This is a genomic window from Actinospineispora spinosispora DSM 44797 (assembly GCF_000429025.1).
Lineage (GTDB): Bacteria > Actinomycetota > Actinomycetes > Mycobacteriales > Pseudonocardiaceae > Pseudonocardia > Pseudonocardia spinosispora.
The window spans coordinates 134,445-154,346 of sequence record NZ_AUBB01000020.1 but is presented as its reverse complement, the minus strand read 5'-3'; the positions used below and the strand labels follow the sequence as shown (position 1 = coordinate 154,346).

Here is a 19,902-nt window from a genome sequence, read left to right as displayed (position 1 = left end):
TTAGGGGTAGTTGAACATGGCTGCGGTTGACAACGAGGACAAGGTTCGTGAGTACCTCAAGCAGGTAACCACCACACTGCGTCGTACCCGCAAGAGGCTCCGCGACCGCGACCGTGAACCGATCGCGATCGTCGGGATGGGTTGTCGGTTCCCGGGTGGTGTGCGGGAGCCGGAGGAGTTGTGGGATCTGTTGGTGGCGGGGACCGATGCCATTTCAGCTTTTCCTACGGACCGCGGCTGGGATTCGGACGGTCTGTACGCCGGCGTGGATGCCGAGGCGTCGACGACTCGGGTGGGTGGGTTCATCTACGAGGCGGCGGAGTTCGATCCGGCGTTTTTCGGGATCAGTCCGCGTGAGGCGTTGACGATGGATCCGCAGCAGCGGTTGTTGTTGGAGACGGCGTGGGAGGCGGTGGAGCGGGCTGGTATCAGTCCGGCTTCGTTGAAGGGGTCCGCGACCGGTGTGTTCGCCGGCGCCGGCTTCGGCGGCTACGGGTTCGGCCTGTCGGACGAGGCCGGTACCGAGGGCTATCTGATGATCGGCAGCCTGACGTCGGTGATCTCCGGTCGGGTGTCGTACACCTTGGGGCTGGAGGGCCCGGCGGTCACCGTCGACACGGCGTGCTCGTCGGCGCTCGTCGCGCTCCATCTGGCGTGCCAGGCGCTGCGGGCACGGGAATGCTCGATGGCGCTGGCCGGTGGCGTGGCGGTGATGTCGACGCCGGGTGCGTTCGCGGAGTTCTCCCGCCAGCAGGGATTGGCGTTCGACGGGCGGTGCAAGGCGTTCGCGGCCGACGCGGATGGCATCGGGTGGGGTGAGGGCGCCGGGATGCTGGTGCTGGAGCGGCTGTCCGATGCGCGCCGCAACGGCCACCGGGTACTGGCGGTGGTGGCGGGCAGTGCGATGAACCAGGACGGCGCCAGCAACGGGTTGACCGCGCCGAACGGGCCGTCGCAGCAACGGGTGATCCGGTCCGCGTTGGCGAATGCCGGGTTGCGCGCGGAGCAGGTCGATGTGGTGGAGGCGCACGGTACGGGGACGGTGTTGGGTGACCCGATCGAGGCGCAGGCGTTGTTGGCGACCTATGGGCAGGACCGCGCTGAGGGTCAGCCGCTGTGGTTGGGGTCGGTGAAGTCGAACATCGGGCACACCCAGACCGCGGCCGGGGTGGCCGGGATCATCAAGATGGTGCTCGCGCTCGGTCATGAGCAGCTGCCGCGCACCCTGCACGCCGAGGAGCCCAGCCCGCACGTGGACTGGTCCGCCGGCGACGTCCGGTTGCTGACCGAGCCCACGCCGTGGCCGGCCAACGGCCGTCCCCGCCGCGCCGGGGTGTCGGCGTTCGGGGTCAGCGGCACCAACGTGCACGCCATTCTCGAGGAGGCCCCGCCGGCGTCCGACGCAGCCGATGCGGACTCCGACCCCGACGATGCGGCGGCGGAAGGCACCGACCGGGACGAGCAGGCTGCCTGTCTGCCGGTGCTGACCGGAACGGTACCGGCGTGGCTGGTGTCGGCCCGGAGCGCGGCCGGGCTGGCCGCGCAGGCCGGTCGGCTGGGCGAGTTCGTGGGCACCCGCCCCGAGCTGGACGTCGCCGAGCTCGCCTGGTCGCTGATCAGCACCCGCTCGATGTTCGAACACCGTGCCGTGGTGCTGGGCGCGGACCGGGGTGAGCTCGTGTCCGGGCTGGCTGCGCTCGCCAGTGGCCAGCCGGCGCCGGGGACGGTCACCGGGGTGGTACCGGCCGGTGGTGGGCCGGCCCGGGTGGTGTTTGTCTTCCCCGGGCAGGGTTCGCAGTGGGTCGGCATGGGGCGAGAACTGGCTGAAGCCAGCCCGGTGTTCGCGGCCCGCTTGGCCGAGTGCGGGCAGGCGTTGGCGCCGTTCGTGGACTGGTCGTTGGCGGAGGTGCTGGCCGGGACCGAGGGTGCACCGGGGTTCGACCGGGTCGACGTGGTGCAGCCGGCGCTGTGGGCGGTGATGGTGTCGCTGGCCGAGGTGTGGCGGGCGGCCGGTGTGGCGCCCGATGCCGTGCTGGGCCATTCGCAGGGTGAGATCGCGGCGGCGGTGGTGGCCGGGATCCTGTCGCTGGAGGACGCCGCGAAGGTGGTGGCGCTGCGCAGCCAGGCCCTGACCGCGCTGTCCGGGCAGGGAGGGATGCTCTCGGTCGCCGAGCCCGTTGCCGAGGTGCGTGACCGGCTCACCCGCGTCGGCTCCGACGCCGGTCAGATCTCGGTGGCTGCCGTCAACGGCCCGGCGGCAACCGTGCTGTCCGGTGACCCGGCCGCGCTCGCGGCGGTGCTCGCCGACTGTGAGCGGGACGGCGTGCGAGCCCGGTTGCTGCCGGTGGACTACGCCTCGCACGGCCCGCAGGTCGACCAGCTGCGCGGGGAGCTCCTGGGACTGCTCGACGGGATCACACCCGGCAACGGCCGGTTGCCGATGGTCTCGGCGATGACCGGCGAGATGCTCATCGGTCCCGAGCTCGACGCCGAGTACTGGTACGACAGCCTGCGCGCCACCGTCCAGTTCTCCCGTGCGGTCGAGGTTCTCGGCCGCGGCGGCCACCGGGTGTTCGTCGAGACATCCGCCCACCCGGTACTCACCGCGTCGATCGCCGACACCTTCGAACACGCCGACGAGGCCGAGGCGCCGTCCCGAACGGCGCCGATCGTCACCGGGTCCCTCCGCAGGGACGATGGTGGCCCGGCCCGGCTGCTGGCCTCGTTCGCCGAAGCGCACGTGCGCGGGGTGGCAGTGGACTGGAGGGCGGTGGTGCCGGCCGCGCCCTGGGTGGAGCTGCCCACGTACGCATTCCAGCGGCAACGCTTCTGGCCCAAACCGGTGCCGGCCCCCGCGCCGGTCGGTGCCGGCCCCGAGACGGCGGCGGAGTCCCGGTTCTGGACCGCGGTCGAGGCCGGCGACCTGGACGGCCTGTCCCGGACGCTCTCGGTGGACGGTCCCACCCTGGGACAGCTGATGCCGGCTCTGGCGTCCTGGCGGCAGCGCGAACGGGACGAGTCACTCACCGCCGACTGGCGCTACCGGGTGTCCTGGGTGCCGGTCGGCGACTCGGCCTCGGCGACCCTCTCCGGCACCTGGCTGGTCGTGGTCCCCGCCGCGTTGAGCGGCGGCGAGCTGGTCTCGGCCTGCGCACAGGCGTTGCGGGCGCGGGGTGCCAGGGTGGTCCTCGCCGAGGTCCCGGTCGGGGCCGGGCGGCTCGACATGGCCCGGACCATCGGCGGGCTCCTCGACCAGACGGCGGACGACGGGTCGCCGGACCAGCCCCGGGTGACGGGGGTGCTGTCCCTGCTCGGACTGGACGAGACGCCGCTGACCGACCTGCCGGTCGTGCCGGCCGGTGTGGCCGCCACCGTGGCGTTGCTGCAGGCACTCGGCGAGGTCGGGACGACAGCACCGCTGTGGTCGCTGACCCGGGGCGCGGTGGCGACCGGCAACGGCGACGTGCTGACCAGCCCGGTCCAGGCCCAGGTATGGGGGCTGGGGCGCACCGCGGGGGTGGAGCACCCGGAGCGCTGGGGTGGCCTGGTCGACCTGCCCGAGGTGCTGGACGAGCGAGCGACCGCCCGGCTGGCCGGTGTGCTGGCCGACGGTGGCGAGGACCAGGTCGCGATCCGGACTGGCGGGGTGCTGGTCCGCCGTCTGGTGCGGGCCGTCCCACGCCGCACCGGTGATGGCCGGTGGACCCCGCGCGGCACGGTGTTGCTGACCGGGGCCAGCGGCGCGATCGGGCCCGACCTTGCCGCCTGGCTGGCCGATGCCGGCGTCGAACACGCGGTGCTCGCCAGCCGTCGCGGACCGGAGACACCGGGCGCCGCCGTGCTCGCCGCCCTGCTGGCCGAAGCGGGCTCGGCGGTGACCATGGCCGCCTGCGACGTGGTCGACCGGGACGCGGTCGCCGGCCTGCTGGCCTGGATCCCCACGATCGGCCCCCGGCTGTCCACGGTGATCCACGCCGCGGTCGCGGTCGAGCTGATGCCCGTTGACCAGGTCGACGTCGGGCAGCTGGCACTGGCGCTCGGCGCGAAGGTCGCCGGCGCGACGCACCTGGACGAGCTGACCGCCGACCTGGAGCTGGACGCGTTTGTGCTGTTCTCCTCGATCAGCGCGACCTGGGGTGTCGGTGAGCACGGCACCTACGCGGCGGCGAACGCGCACCTGGACGCGTTGGCGGAGAGCCGGCGGGCTCGTGGTCTGCCGGCGACGTCGGTGGCGTGGGGGGTGTGGAGCTCGGGTGGTCGGTTCGAGGAGTCGAACGCCGAACCGGAGCGGGCACTGAGCTTGGTCCCGGAGCGGTTGCGGCGTCAGGGGCTGCGGTTGCTGGACCCGGTGCGGGCGTTGGGCGTGCTCGGTCAGGTTCTTGCCGACGACGAGACCGTGCTGTCGGTTGCGGACGTGGACTGGCCGAGGTTCTCGGCGGTGTTCAATGCCGTGCGGTCCTGGCCGCTACTGCGGGAGATTCCCGAGGCCCGCCAGCTCGACGCCGAGACCGCCGCGCCGGTGGTGACCTCCGGCGAGACCGCCGCGCTGCTGGAGCGGCTGGCCGGGGTGTCCGGCGGGCAGCGCGAGCGGATCGTCACCGAGCTGGTCAGCGGCCACGCCGCTGCCGTGCTGGGTTATGCCTCGGCCGACGACATCGACCCGGCGAGTGCGTTCCGGGAGATGGGCTTCGATTCCCTGACGGCCGTCGACCTGCGCGGTCGGCTGAACCAGGCGACCGGTCTTCGGCTGCCGTCCACGGCGGTGTTCGACTACCCGTCCCCGGTGGCGCTCGCCCGGCAGGTGCTGTCCGAGTTGATGGGCGGCCAACCCTCGGCGACGGCGGTGTCGCGGGTGACTCCGGTGTCGGCCACCGATCCGGTGGTCCTCGTCGGGATGGGATGTCGCTTCCCCGGTGGCGTGGACGGCCCCGAGGCGTTCTGGCGGCTGCTGTCCACCGGTGCCGACGCCGTCGGCGGGTTCCCCTCGGACCGAGGCTGGGACCTGGCCGGGCTGCTCGACGCGGTCCCCGGTCAGGCACTCGCGTCCGTCACCAGCGAGGGCGGCTTCGTCAGCGGCGCGGCGGACTTCGACCCGGCGTTCTTCCGGATCAGCCCGCGTGAGGCCATGGCGATGGACCCGCAGCAGCGGCTGCTGCTGGAGACCTCGTGGGAGGCACTGGAACGAGCCGGACTGGACCCGCTGTCCCTGCGCGGCTCGCTGACCGGCGTCTTCGCCGGTGCCGCCGCGTCCGGCTACGCCGGCCAGACCGGCTACGGCGCCGACCTGGACGGGGCGGAAGGCCACCTGATCACCGGGAACGTGACGAGCGTGATCTCCGGTCGGATCTCCTACACGCTCGGGCTGGAAGGCCCGGCCGTCACCGTCGACACGGCATGTTCGTCGGCGTTGGTGTCGCTGCACCTGGCCGCGCAGGCATTGCGTGGGGGCGAGTGCGACCTGGCGCTGGCCGGTGGCGTGATGGTGATCGCCGACCCGGCCGAGTTCATCGGCTTCTCCCAGCAGGGGGCGCTGGCACTGGACGGACGCTGCAAGGCGTTCTCTGCCGATGCGGATGGCATGGGCCTTGCCGAGGGCGCGGGGATGGTGGTGCTGGAGCGGCTGTCGGACGCGCGCCGCAACGGGCATCCCGTGTTGGCGGTCGTGGCGGGTAGTGCGGTGAACCAGGACGGGGCGTCCAACGGTCTGTCGGCGCCGAACGGTCCGTCGCAGCAGCGGGTGATCCGGTCGGCGTTGGCGAGCGCGGGTTTGGAGCCCGCCGACGTGGATGCCGTCGAGGCGCACGGTACGGGTACCCGGCTCGGGGATCCGATCGAGGCGCAGGCGTTGCTGGCCACCTACGGCCAGGACCGGGCGGAAGGCCGACCACTGCGGCTGGGTTCGGTCAAGTCGAACATCGGTCACGCGCAGCAGGCCGCCGGGGTGGCCGGTGTGATCAAGATGGTGCTGGCCCTGCGGCACGGGTTGTTGCCGGCGACGTTGCACGCGGGGACCGCATCGCCGCAGGTGGACTGGTCGGCCGGTGACGTCGAGCTGCTGACCGAGCCGGTCGCGTGGTCGGCGAACGGGCGGCCGCGGCGCGCCGGGGTGTCGGCGTTCGGGATCAGCGGCACCAACGCCCACGTCATCCTCGAAGAACCCCCTGCCGACCTCGACCGGGCGGGCGAGACCGAGCCCGACGCGGACGCCTCGACCGGCGGGGCGCCGTCGCTGCTGACCGGCGGCACGACAGCGTGGGTGGTGTCGAGCCAGACGGCCGCCGGTCTTGTCGACCAGGCCCGGCGACTGGCCGAGTACCTCGCGGCACACCCCGAGCTCGACCCGGTCGACGTGGGTTGGTCACTGACGACCACCCGGTCGGTGTTCGAGCACCGCGGGGTCGTCACCGGGGGAGACCGGGACGAACTGGTCGCCGGGCTCGGCGCACTGGCGACGAACGTTCCTGCTCCCGGTGTGGTGACCGGAGAGGCCGCCGGTACCGGTCCGGTGGTGTTCGTGTTCCCGGGGCAAGGCTCGCAGTGGCTGGGCATGGGTCGGGAGCTGGCGGCATCCAGCCCGGTGTTCGCGGCGCGCCTCGCCCAGTGTGGGCGGGCACTGGCCCCGTTCGTCGACTGGTCGCTGGGCGACGTGTTGGCCGGTCGGGAGAGTGCGCCGGAGTTCGACCGGGTGGATGTGGTGCAGCCGGCGCTGTGGGCGGTGATGGTGTCGCTGGCCGAGGTGTGGCGGGCGGCCGGTGTGGTGCCGGATGCGGTGTTGGGCCACTCGCAGGGTGAGATCGCGGCGGCCGTGGTGGCCGGGATCCTGTCGCTGGAGGACGCCGCCAAGGTGGTGGCGCTGCGCAGCCAGGCACTGACCGCACTGTCCGGCCGGGGCGGCATGCTCTCCATCGCGGAGCCGGCCGAGGCGGTCACGGCGCGGATCGCACCCTGGGCCGACCGGATCTCGGTGGCGGCGGTGAACGGCCCGTCCGCGACCGTGGTCTCCGGCGATCCCGATGCGCTCGCGCTGTTGCTGGCCGACTGTGAGCGTGGGGACGTCCGGGCGCGGCTGCTCCCGGTGGACTACGCCTCGCACGGGCCGCAGGTGGACGGCATCCGCGACGAGGTGCTCGACCGGCTGGGCACGATCACGCCCCGCGCCGGTGACATCGGCATGGTCTCGGCGATGACCGGCGAGTTCCTCGCCGGCCCCGAGCTGGATGCCGAGTACTGGTACGCGAGCCTGCGGGCGAGCGTGCGGTTCGCCGAGGCCGTCGAGGTCCTGGGCCGGGCGCGCTACGACGTGTTCGTCGAGGCCTCGGCGCACCCGGTGCTGACGGCCGCGATCACCGACACACTCGAGGACCTCCGGCATCGCCGGGAGACCGAGGAAGGACCGGGATCGGCGAGGGAACCGGTCGTGGTCGGCACCCTGCGACGCGACGACGGAGGACCGGACCGGCTCCTGACCTCCCTGGCCCAGGCACACAGCCATGGCGTTCCCATCGACTGGGCCTCGGTCCTGCCGGGCGGGAACCGGGTCGACCTGCCGACGTACGTCTTCCAGCGGCAGCGGTACTGGCCCACAACGGCTCCGGCCGCGAAGGGAACGGCGGATGCGATTCCGGCGGCCGACGGGGAGTTCTGGGCCGCGGTCGAGGGCGGTGACCTGGAGAGCCTGTCGCGGACGCTGGCCGTGGACGCGCCCCGGCTGCGGGAGGTACTGCCCGCACTGGCGGCGTGGCGCAAGCGGGAGCGCGGCGAGTCGACGGTGGCGGACTGGCGCTACCGCATCACCTGGGCGCCGGTCACGGTGCCCGGCGGGGCGATCCTGTCCGGCACGTGGCTGGTGGTCGTCCCCTCGGCGGACGCGGGCACCGGCCGGGCCGAGGAATGGGTCGCGGCGCTTGCCGAACGGGGCGCGCGGGTGGTGCTCACGGAGGTCGCCGAGGGCGAGGTGGATCGGCGGGCGCTGGCCGGCCGGGTCTCCGCGACCGTGCGCCGGGCAGCGGAGAACGACGGGTCCGACTCCGCTGCGGTGGTCACCGGGGTGGTGTCACTGCTGGCGCTGGACGAGTCACCGCTGGCGGACCGACCGGTGGTGCCGGCGGGCCTGGCGGCGACGATGGGCCTGGTCCAGGCGCTGGGCGACGCCGGGATCGAGGCGCCGCTGTGGGTGCTGACCTCGGGTGCCCTCGCCGCCGGCGCCGGTGAGGTGCCGACCGCACCGGTGCAGGCGCAGACCTGGGCCTTCGGGCGGGTCGCCGCCCTGGAACACCCCGGCCGATGGGGTGGTCTGATCGACCTGCCCCCGAGGTGGGACGAGCGGTCGGCCGGCAGGCTGGTCGCGGTGCTGGCCGGGTGCGGAGAGGACCAGGTGGCGATCCGGGCCGGGGGAGTGCTGGGCCGGCGCCTGGTGCGAGCGCCTTGGCCTCGTCCGGGCACCCGGTGGTGCCCTGGTGGCAGCGTGTTGGTCACCGGTGGCACCGGCGGGGTGGGCGGACACGTCGCCCGCTGGCTGGCCGGTCGCGGTGCCGCGCGTCTGGTGCTGTCGAGTCGGTCCGGCCCGGCGGCTGCCGGGGTCGCGGCCATGGCGGCCGAGCTGGCCACCGGGGGGACGGCCGTGGCCGTTGTCGCCGGCGACGTCGGCGAACGCGCCGAGGTGACCGGTCTCGTACACTGGATCGACGCCACCGGCCCCCGGCTCAGCTCGGTGCTGCACGCCGCCGGTGCCGGGCTGGGTGGCCCGATCGAGGGCATGGTGGTCTCGGAGCTCGCCGACGTCTCGCAGGCCAAGGCAGGCGGCGCCGCCTACCTGGACGAGGCCACCGCCGCACACGACCTGGATGCCTTCGTCGTGTTCTCCTCCGGCGCGGCGACCTGGGGCAGCGGTCAGCTGGCCGGCTACGCCGCCGCGAACGCGGCACTGGACGCGCTCGTCGAGGACCGCCGCGCGCGGGAGCTGGCGGGCACCTCGGTGGCCTGGGGCCTGTGGGGCGGCGGCGGTATGGGCGAAGGCCCTGCCGGTGCGGCGCTACAGCGCCTCGGCGTGCGCGAGATGGACCCCCAGCCGGCCATCACCGCCCTGGCGGGAGCCCTCGACGCCGGCGAAGCCCTGGTCGCGGTCTCCGACATCGACTGGACCCGGTTCGCGCCCGTCTTCACCGTGCAACGGCCGAGCCCGCTGCTGGCCGACCTGCCCGACGCGCAGCGGGCGCTGCGCGACGCCGAGACAGCCGGCGACTCCGCGAGGGAAGCCGGGACGGCACTGGCCCAGCGGCTGCGCGGGCTCAACCTGGGTGAGCAGGACCGGATCCTGACCGACCTGGTGCGGTCCGAGGCCGCCGCCGCGCTCGGGCACCCGTCCTCGACGGCCGTGCCTGCCGGGCGGGCCTTCAAGGACCTCGGGTTCGACTCGCTCACCGCCGTCGACCTGCGCACCCGCCTCAACACCGCCACCGGCCTCAAGCTCCCGGCCACCCTGGTCTTCGACCACCCGACCGCGACCGAGGTCGTCCGGTTCCTGCGCACCGAGCTGCTCGGGGCACTGAGCGGGCCCGCGCCGACCGAACACGTCCCGAGCGCGACGGCGGACCTGGACGAACCGATCGCCATCATCGGCATCGGCTGCCGCTACCCGGGTGGCGCGGTCACCCCGGAGCTGTTCTGGGACCTGCTGGCCACCGGCACCGACGCCATCGCCGCCTTCCCCGGCGACCGGGGCTGGGACGCCGACCGCGTGTACGGCGCCGCCCCGGGTGCCGGCACGTCCACCACCCGCGAGGGCGGCTTCGTCTACGACGCCTCCGGCTTCGACGCCGGGTTCTTCGGCATCAGCCCGCGTGAGGCGCTGGCCATGGATCCCCAGCAGCGTCTGCTGCTGGAGACCACCTGGGAGGCACTCGAGCGGGCGGGCATCGACCCGCTCGCGCTGCGGGGCAGCCAGACCGGTGTGTTCGCCGGAGCCACCTACTCGGCCTACGGCATCGGCCTTGCCGAGCACGCAGGTTCCGACGGCTACCTGCTCACCGGCAACGCGACCAGCGTCATCTCCGGACGGGTGTCCTACGCGCTCGGGCTCGAGGGCCCCGCGGTCACCGTCGACACGGCGTGTTCCTCCTCCCTGGTCGCACTGCACCTGGCCGGACAGGCGTTGCGCGGCGGGGAGTGCTCCCTCGCGTTGGCCAGCGGGGTCACCGTCATGGCGACCCCGGGGGCGTTCGCCGAGTTCGCCCGCCAGCAGGGCCTTGCCGGGAACGGTCGGTGCAAGTCATTCGGCGCGGACGCCGACGGGACCGGCTGGGGCGAAGGCGCCGGCGTGCTGGTGCTGGAACGGCTCTCCGACGCCCGACGCAACGGGCACCAGGTGCTGGCGGTGCTGCGGGGCAGCGCGGTGAACCAGGACGGGGCGTCGAACGGTCTCACCGCCCCCAACGGACCCTCCCAGCAGCGGGTGATCCGGGCCGCGCTGGCCAGCGCCGGCCTGACCGCCGCCGACGTGGACGCGGTCGAGGCGCACGGCACCGGAACGGTGCTCGGCGACCCGATCGAGGCCCAGGCACTGCTCGCCACCTACGGCCAGCAGCGCCCTGCCGACCGCCCGCTGTGGCTGGGCTCGGTGAAGTCGAACATCGGCCACGCCCAGGCGGCGGCCGGGGTGGCCGGCGTGATCAAGATGGTGCTGGCGATGCGGCACGACACCCTGCCGGTGACCCTGTTCGCCGATGAGCCGTCCCCGCACGTGGACTGGTCGGCCGGAGACGTCCGTCTGCTCACCGAGCCGGTGGCGTGGCAGGCGAACGGCCATCCTCGGCGCGCAGGCGTGTCGGCCTTCGGGGTCAGTGGCACCAACGCGCACGTGATCGTCGAGGAGGCCCCCACCGGCGCCGACGGCGACCCCGAGGACGAGGCCACGCCGTCCCGGACGCTCGCGGTGCTCGAGCCGGCTCCGGCCGCGTGGCTGGTGTCCGGTCGCTCGGCCGCCGGACTGGCCGCCCAGGCCGGCAGGCTCACCACCCACCTAGCGGCCCATCCGGACCTCGACCCGGTCGACGTCGGATGGTCGCTGGCCCGGACCAGGTCGACGCTCGAGCACCGCGCCGTCATCACCGGCGAGCTGGACCCGGGACTGGCCTCGGTCGCCTCCGGCACGCAGGTGGCCGGGGTGATCCGGGGTGAGGTCCCGGCCGGCGGGGCCGGCCGGGTGGGTTTCCTCTTCGCCGGGCAGGGCGCCCAGCGAGCGGGGATGGGGCGCGAGCTCCACGCGGCGTCCCCGGTGTTCGCGGAGGCGTTCGACCAGGCCTGTGCGCTGCTGGAAGCCGAGCTCGGGGTGCCGCTGCGGGACGTGGTGCTCGGAGCCCCTGGGGACGACTCCGAGAGCGGAACCGAGAACCTCGACGCGCGCGCCACCCAGACCCTCTATGCGCAGGCAGGCCTGTTCGCCGTCGAGGTCGGGCTGGTGGCGCTCCTCGAGGCGGCCGGCATCGTCCCCGATGTGGTCGCCGGCCACTCGGTCGGCGAGATCGCCGCCGCGCACGCGGCCGGCGTACTGACCCTGGCGCAGGCATGCCAGCTGGTCGCGGCCCGCGCACGGCTGATGCAGGCGCTGCCGGAAGGCGGTGCGATGGCGGCGATCGCGGCCACCGAGGCCGAAGTGCTCGCCACGCTCGACGACGCACCCGAGGTGTCCGTCGCCGCGGTCAACGGCCCGTCGGCGATCGTCATCTCCGGCGACGCGGGCCAGGTGGACGCGGTGGCCGCACTGTGGCGGGAGCGGGGTCGGCGGGTGCGCAGGCTGCGGGTCAGCCACGCGTTCCACTCGGCACGGATGGACCCGGTGCTGGACGAGCTCGGCGCGGTGGCCGCCGGTCTCGACCATGCGCGGCCCTCGGTGGCCTGGGTCGCAGCGCTGACCGGTGCGCTGGTCACGCAGCCGGAAGCCGGTTACTGGGTGGAGCAGGCCCGACGGCCCGTGCGGTTCGCCGACGCGGTGACGGCGATGGCCGGCCAGGAGGTCTCGGTGTTCCTAGAGATCGGCCCGGACGGGACCCTGTCGGCGATGGGCTCGGCGGCCCTGCCGGAGGGCGACACAGAGGCCGGCGGCCGAGCCGCGTTCGTCCCGATGCTGCGGGCGAACACCGACGCGGCCACGGCGGTCCTGTCGGCGCTGGCCCGTGCCCATGTCCGGGGGGTGACCGTCGACTGGTCGGCGATCCTGCCGGCCGGGCGGCAGGTCGAGCTGCCCACCTACGCCTTCCAGCACCACCACTACTGGCCGGAGCCGGCGCCGGTCGCGACCGGGGTCGAGGACGGCGCCGGGACCGAGGGCGAGGCCCGGTTCTGGGCGGCGGTCGAGCACGGTGACCTCGCCGGGCTGGCCGGCGCACTGGACGTCGACGGTGAGCGCCCGTTCCGGGAGGTGCTCCCGGTGCTGGCGTCCTGGCACCAGCGCGACCGGGCCGGGTCGCGAACCGCGGGCTGGCGCTACCGGGTCTCCTGGTCGCCGCTGCCCGATCCGGCACCGGCGACGCTGACCGGAACCTGGCTGATGGTGCAGCCCCCGCACGCGGGGACATCGCCCCTGTCCCAGGCCTGCGCCGAGGCGCTGACCGGAGCCGGAGCCCGGGTCGTGCTGGTCGAGACCGCGGCAGGGGAGGTCGGCAGGGAGAGTCTGGCCACCCGCATCCGGGCGTCGGTCACCGAGACCGACGGCGATCCGGTCGCGGGGGTACTGACCCTGCTCGCCACCGACGAGACGCCGCTGCCCGACTCACCGGCCGTGGCGACCGGCCTCGCCGGGACACTTGGCCTGGTCCAGGCGCTGGCCGACCTCGGCATACACGCCCCGGTCTGGGCGGCGACCAGTGGCGCGGTCGCTGCCGGCTCCGGGGACACACTGACCAGCCCCGCGCAGGCTCAGGCCTGGGGCCTCGGCCTGATCGTCGGCCTGGAGCACCCCGATCACTGGGGCGGCCTTGTCGACCTGCCTCCGGTCCTTGACCAGCGCGCGTCGGCCCGGTTGGTCGCCATCCTGGCCGGCTCCGCGGGGCCGGGGGAGGACCAGCTGGCGATCCGGGGCGGCGCGCTCCTCGGTCGCCGGCTCCTGCACGCCCCGACCCCGGCCTCGGCCGGCGAATGGACCTCGTCGGGCACCGCGCTGGTCACCGGCGGTACCGGGGCCATCGGCGGGCGGGTGGCCCGGTGGCTCGGCGAGCGGGGCGTACCTCGTGTCGTGCTGGTCTCGCGCTCGGGCGTCCGAGCGGCCGGGCTGGCCGAGCGGGCCGCGCGGCTGGCCGTCGACGGCGCCGCCGTCGCGGTGGTCGCCTGTGACACGGCCGACCGGGAACAGCTGGGCGCACTGCTGGACTGGATCGACCGGAGCGGGGCCCCGCTGCGCGCGGTGTTCCACGCCTCCGGAGTCGCACAGGCCGCCATGGTCCTGGACACCACGGTCGACGAGCTGGCCACCGCCGCCGCCGCGAAGACGGCCGGAGCCGCGCACCTGGACATGCTCACCGCGGACCGCGAGCTGGACGCGTTCGTGGTCTTCTCCTCCGGCGCCGCGATCTGGGGCAGCCGGATGCAGGCGGCCTACGCCGCCGCCAACGCCTACCTCGACGCGCTGGCCGCGAACCGGCTGGCCAGGGGGCTGCCGGCGACCTCGGTGTCCTGGGGCCTGTGGGGCGGCGGTGGGATGGGCGACGGTGAAGGTGGTGCCCAGCTGCAGCGGCTCGGCCTGCGGGACATGGACCCCGAGCTGGCCGTCGGCGCGCTGGCGACCGTCCTCGACCGAGGCGAAGGCCTGGTCACCGTCGCCGACGTGGACTGGGCCAGCTTCGCCCCGGTGTTCACCCTGCACCGGCCCAGCGCCCTCATCGGCGACCTGCCATCGGTCAGGGCCGCGTTGTCCGACCCCGACCCGGCCGGCGCGGCCGAGGGCGCCGCGACCGAGCTGGGACAGCGGCTGCGCGACCTCGACCGGGCCGAGCAGGAGCGGATTCTGACCGACCTGGTCCGGGCCGAGGCCGCGCTGGTCCTCGGGCACCCCACCGCCGACGCGGTGGAGGCCGGCCGGGCGTTCAAGGACGTCGGGTTCGACTCGTTGACCGCGGTCGAGCTGCGCAACCGGTTGACCGCCGCCACCGACCTGAAGCTGCCTGCCACCCTGGTCTTCGACTACCCGACCCCGACCGCGCTCGCCGAGCACCTGCGGGTCGGCCTCGTCGGCGAGCGGCCGGTCGCCGAGGTCGCGGTCCGGGCGACGACGTCCGAAGAACCCATCGCCATCGTCGGGATGAGCTGCCGGCTGCCCGGCGGCTCGGGCACCCTGGAGAACTTCTGGGACCTGCTGGTCACGGGTACGGACGCCGTCTCGGCGTTCCCGGTCGACCGGGGCTGGGAGGCGTTCGGCCCTGTCGACGAGATCGGCGGCGCGTTCGCCCCGGTCGGCGGGTTCGTGTACGGCGCGGGGGACTTCGACGCCGCGTTCTTCGGGATCAGCCCGCGCGAGGCGCTGGCGATGGACCCACAGCAGCGGGTGCTGCTGGAGGTCGCCTGGGAGGCGCTGGAACAGGCAGGCATCGACCCCGGCTCGCTACGCGGCACCCCTGCCGGGGTGTTCGTCGGCGCCTGGTCGTCCGGCTACGGGATCAGCCTGCAGCCGTCCGCCGACGCCGAGGGCACCGAGGGCTACTTCCTCACCGGCAGCGCCACCAGCGTGATCTCCGGCCGGGTCGCCTACACCCTCGGGCTGGAGGGACCGGCGGTGACCGTGGACACGGCCTGCTCGTCGTCCCTGGTCGCGCTGCACCTGGCCTGCCAGTCGCTGCGCTCCGGCGAGTCCTCGCTGGCGCTTGCCGGCGGGGTGACGGTGATGGCGACACCGGGTGCGTTCGCCGAGTTCGCGGTGCAGCAGGGACTGGCAGGCGACGGCCGGTGCAAGTCCTTCGGGGCGGAGGCCGACGGCACCGGCTGGGGTGAAGGCGTCGGCATGCTGGTCGTCGAGCGGCTCGCCGACGCCCAGCGCAACGGACACCGGGTACTGGCCGTGGTCAAGGGCAGCGCGGTGAACCAGGACGGCACGTCGAACGGGCTGACCGCGCCGAACGGCCCTTCCCAGCAGCGGGTGATCCGCGCGGCGCTGGCCGATGCCGGGCTGGCCGCGACCGAGGTCGACGCCGTCGAGGCCCACGGGACCGGCACGGTGCTGGGCGACCCGATCGAGGCCCAGGCCCTGCTGGCGACCTACGGACAGGACAGGGCCGAGGACCGGCCACTGTGGCTCGGCTCGGTGAAGTCGAACATCGGCCACACCCAGGCGGCCGCCGGCGTGGCCGGGATCATCAAGATGGTCCTGGCGATGCGGCACGAAGTCCTGCCGGCGACCTTGCACGCGGAACAGCCCTCCCCGCACGTCGACTGGGACTCCGGCGAGGTGCGGCTGCTCAGCAAGCCGATGCCGTGGCCGACGAACGGCAGACCGCGCCGCGCCGGGGTCTCGTCCTTCGGGGTCAGCGGCACCAACGCGCACATCATCCTGGAGGAACCGAGCGCCGCCGAGCCATCGGTCGACGAGGCCGGCTCCGGCACTGGACAAGGCGGCTCCGGCGACGTGCGGCCGGTGCTGACCGAGGCACCGACCGCATGGCTCGTGTCCGGCACGACCGCCACCGGCCTGGCACAGCAGGCCGACCGGCTGGCCGAGTACTGGCTGGCCCGCCCCGCGCGGGAACCCGGTGTGGTCACCGACTTCGCCTGGTCGCTGGCGACGACCCGCGCGTCGTTCGAGCACCGGGCGGTCGTGATCGGCGGAGTCACCGGCGCCGGGCCCGAGGACCTGGTCGCCGGGCTGAGGGCGGTCGCCACCGGTCAGCCGGCCCCGGGGGTCGTGACCGGCGCGGCCTCGCCGGGTGACCGGCGCACCGTGCTCGTGTTCCCCGGCCAGGGCTCGCAATGGGTCGGCATGGGCCGCGAGCTGGCAGCGACGTCACCGGTGTTCGCGGACCGGTTGGCCGAGTGCGCCCAGGCGCTGTCGGCCCACGTGGACTGGTCCTTGGACGAGGTGTTGGCCGGGACAGACGGCGCCCCGGGCCTGGACCGGGTCGACGTCGTGCAGCCCGTGCTGTGGGCGATCATGGTCTCGCTCGCCGGCGTGTGGGAGGCGGCCGGCGTCACCCCGGATGCGGTGGTCGGGCACTCGCAGGGGGAGATCGCGGCCGCCTGCGTCGCGGGGATTCTCTCCCTCGACGACGCGGCCAAGGTCGTGGCCCTGCGCAGCCGGGCGCTCACCGCGCTGGCCGGGCGCGGCGGCATGCTCTCCGTCGCCGCGTCGGCGGACGCGGTCGAGGCCCGGTTGGCGGCCTGGGCCGGGCGGCTCACGCTCGCGGCGGTGAACGGACCGGACGCCACGGTCGTCTCCGGCGAGCCGGAGGCACTCCAGCAGCTGGCCGCCGAGTGCGAACGTGACGGCGTGCGGGCCCGGATTCTGCCGGTGGACTACGCGTCGCACGGCCCACAGGTCGACGCCATCCGGGACGACGTCCGCACCGCGCTGGCCGGCATCAGCCCGGGACCGGCGCGGGTGCCGATGATGTCGGCGATGACCGGCGAGTTCCTCGACGGCGCGCTCGCCGGTGCCGATTACTGGTACGACAGCCTGCGGTCGCCGGTGCGGTTCTCGTCGGCGATCGAGGCGCTCGGCACGGCCGGCTATCGGGTCTTCGTCGAGTCCTCACCGCATCCGGTGCTGGTCGCGGCGATCACCGACACCGTCGAGCGGGCCGGCAACGGCACGTCCGGCCGGGTGCCGGTGGTGGCCGGGACGCTGCGCCGCGACGACGGTGGCCCGGCCCGGATCCTCAGCTCCCTGGCCGAGCTACACGTGCACGGCCAGCGCGTGGACTGGTCGGCGGTGCTGCCCGCCGGACAGCGGGTCGACCTGCCCACGTACGCCTTCGAGCACCGGCGGTACTGGTCCCGGATGTCGCCGCCAGGAGCGGGGGACGTCCGCTCGGCCGGGCTCGGCGCGCTCGGTCATCCGCTGCTGGGCGCGGCGGTCGAGCTGGCCGGCGGGGACGGCGTCGTCCTGACCGGGCTGGTGTCCCTGCGCACGCAACCGTGGCTGGGCGATCACGCCGTCGGTGGCACCCCGATCCTGCCGGGCACGGCGTTCGTGGAGTTCGCGGTACGCGCCGGCCACGAGGTCGGGTGCAGCCGGGTCGCCGAGCTCACCCTGGCCGCGCCGCTGGTGCTGACGGCCACCGGCGAGGTCCAGGTCCAGGTGACGGTCGGGTCACCGGATCCGGACGGTCAGCGCTCCGTCGAGATCTACTCCCGCACCGCCGAGGCCGACGGCGACCCGTGGGTCCAGCACGCCACCGGACGGCTCGCGCCCGACCAGCCCGCCGACCTGGACGAGCCGGCCGACTTCCTGGTCTGGCCGCCCGATGACGCCGAGTCCGTGGACGTCTCGAACCTCTACGAGCTGCAGGCCGGGGGCGGATACGGCTACGGGCCGGTCTTCCAGGGGCTGCGGGCGGCCTGGCGCCGAGGCGACCAGGTCTTCGCCGAGGTCGCCCTCCCCAGCGACCACGCAGCCACGTCCGACGCCGGCCGGTTCGGCATCCACCCGGCCCTGCTGGATGCTTCGCTGCACGCGGCCGGGCTGCTGACCGATCTCGACCCTTCGGCCGACGAACCGGGCGGGGTGCGGTTGCCCTTCGCCTGGACCGGTGTGTCGGTGCGGGCGGCGGGTGCGGCCACGCTGCGGGTACGGCTCTCCCGCGACGGCGCCGGAAATCTGGTCGTGGATGCGACCGACCCGACCGGATCGCCGGTGGTCTCGGTCGAGTCGCTGGCACTGCGGCCGATCGCGCCCGGCGCCCTGCGCGACGCGGGGGGCGGCCCGCGCGACGCCCTCTTCGGCGTCGAATGGCTCCCGGTCGCGGGCCCGAGCGAGCCGCCGACCGATCGGTGGGCGCTGATCGGGCCCGACCTGTTCGGTGTCGCCGCGCCCGACAGCTCCTTCGGCGCCGCCGTGGCCGCCTACCCCGACCTGGTGGCGCTGACCGAGGCGGTCGAGGCCGGACAACCCGTGCCCGACCTGGTGCTGGTCGAGATCACCGGTGTGCCCGTGGACGGACCGCTGCCGTATCCGAGCGTTGCCGAGCGGTCGCGGCTGATCGCAGGCCGGACACTGAGGCTTGTCCAGGACTGGTTCACAGTGGCTGCCCTCTCCGGAGCGCGGTTGGTGATCGTGACCAGGGGCGCGGTCGCCGCGCGACCGGGCGAGCCGGTGACCGACCTCGCCTCGGCCTCGGTGTGGGGACTCGTCCGGTCCGCCCAGTCGGAGGAGCCGGACCGGCTGGTGCTGGTCGATCTCCCTGCCGATGAAGGCGCACCGGCGATCGGGCACCTGGCTTCGGCCGTGGCCTCGGACGAGCCGGAACTGGCGATCCGGTGCGACGTCGCGCACGGCCGGCGACTGACCCGTCCGGTGCCCCAGCCGGACCGAGCCGCCGACGACCCGCCCCGGGCGAACCGGCCGGCCGGCACCGTCCTGGTCACCGGCGGCACCGGCATGCTGGGCGCACTGGTCGCGCGGCATCTGGCCGAAACCGGCCGCGCCGGACGACTGACGCTGGTGAGCCGCTCGGGCCCGGTGGCCGAGGGTGCCGTGCTGCTGGCCGCCGACTGTGCGCGGGCCGGAGCCGACGTCCGGATCACGGCCGCCGACGCCGCTGACCGCCCCGCGCTTGCCGAGGTGCTTACGCGGTGTGGAGCACCGCTGACTTCGGTCGTGCACACCGCTGGAGTACTCGACGACGGCGTGATCGCGTCGCTGACCACCGATCGGATCGACGCCGTGATGCGGCCCAAGGCCGACGCGGCGTGGAATCTGCACGAGCTGACCAGGGACTTGGAGCTCGACAGCTTCGTGCTGTTCTCGGCAGGCGCAGCGACCTTCGGCGCTCCCGGACAGGGCAACTACGCGGCCGGGAACGCCTTCCTCGACTCGTTGGCCGCCCACCGCAGGGCGGACGGCCTGCCGGCGGTCTCGCTGGCCTGGGGCCTGTGGGCCGGCGCCAGCGCGATGACCGGGCACCTCAGCGCCGAGGACCGGCGACGGGCTCGCAGCGGTGTCATGGCCGAGATCACGGCGGCGGACGGCATGGCCATGCTGGACCTGGCGCTGTCCCGGGACGAGGCGCTGCTGGTCCCGGCCCGGCTGAACGTCGCCGCCCTGCGAGCCCAGGTCGCCCGGGGTGACCGGCTGGCCGCGGTCTGGCGCGGTCTGGCCGGCGACCCGCCCCGGTCCGCGTCGGCGGCCGCCGGTTCCGACGCGGCGCGGCTGTTGCGGCAGCAGTTGAACACGGTAGCCGAATCGGACCGCGATCGGATACTAATGAACCTGGTTCGCACACATGCGGCCGCAGTTCTCGGACATTCCTCGCTAGACGCGGTGGGACCCGGACGTGCCTTCAAGGAACTGGGTTTCGACTCGCTGACCGCTTTGGAGCTACGGAATCGCTTGAACACCGCAACGGGGTTGAAATTGCCCGCCACCCTCGCATTCGATTATCCGACGCCGGCCGTTCTCGTGGAATTCCTCACGAGGGAAACCGGCTACGAGAAGGCGGACTCGGGCACGGCTGCTTTGGATGAATTCGGCAAGCTCGAAAAGCTGGTCAGAGAAATTGGTCCCGGCGATAGTGCACGAACTGTTCTGGCGGCACGGGCGCGAGCGCTGCTGCTGACCTTGGAGACCGATCACGGCACGACGGCAGGTGACGAGGCCGACAGCGACCTCGACGCGGCCACGGCCGACAACATCTTCGATCTTCTCGACAGCGAGCTCGCTGACTGACAGGTGCCAGGGCGGACGCCGGAGCTAGGGGCGAGGAGCCG

1 protein-coding gene is annotated in these 19,902 nt (G+C 74.0%); it reads left to right on the top strand.

Features of this window, described 5'->3' with window-relative positions:
- Nucleotides 1–16 precede the first annotated feature (16 nt).
- Nucleotides 17–19,861: a type I polyketide synthase gene (locus tag G406_RS58710; RefSeq protein ID WP_051341809.1), complete on the top strand. Its 19,845-nt coding sequence runs from the start codon at nucleotides 17–19 to the stop codon at nucleotides 19,859–19,861.
- The last annotated feature ends 41 nt before the right edge of the window (nucleotides 19,862–19,902 follow it).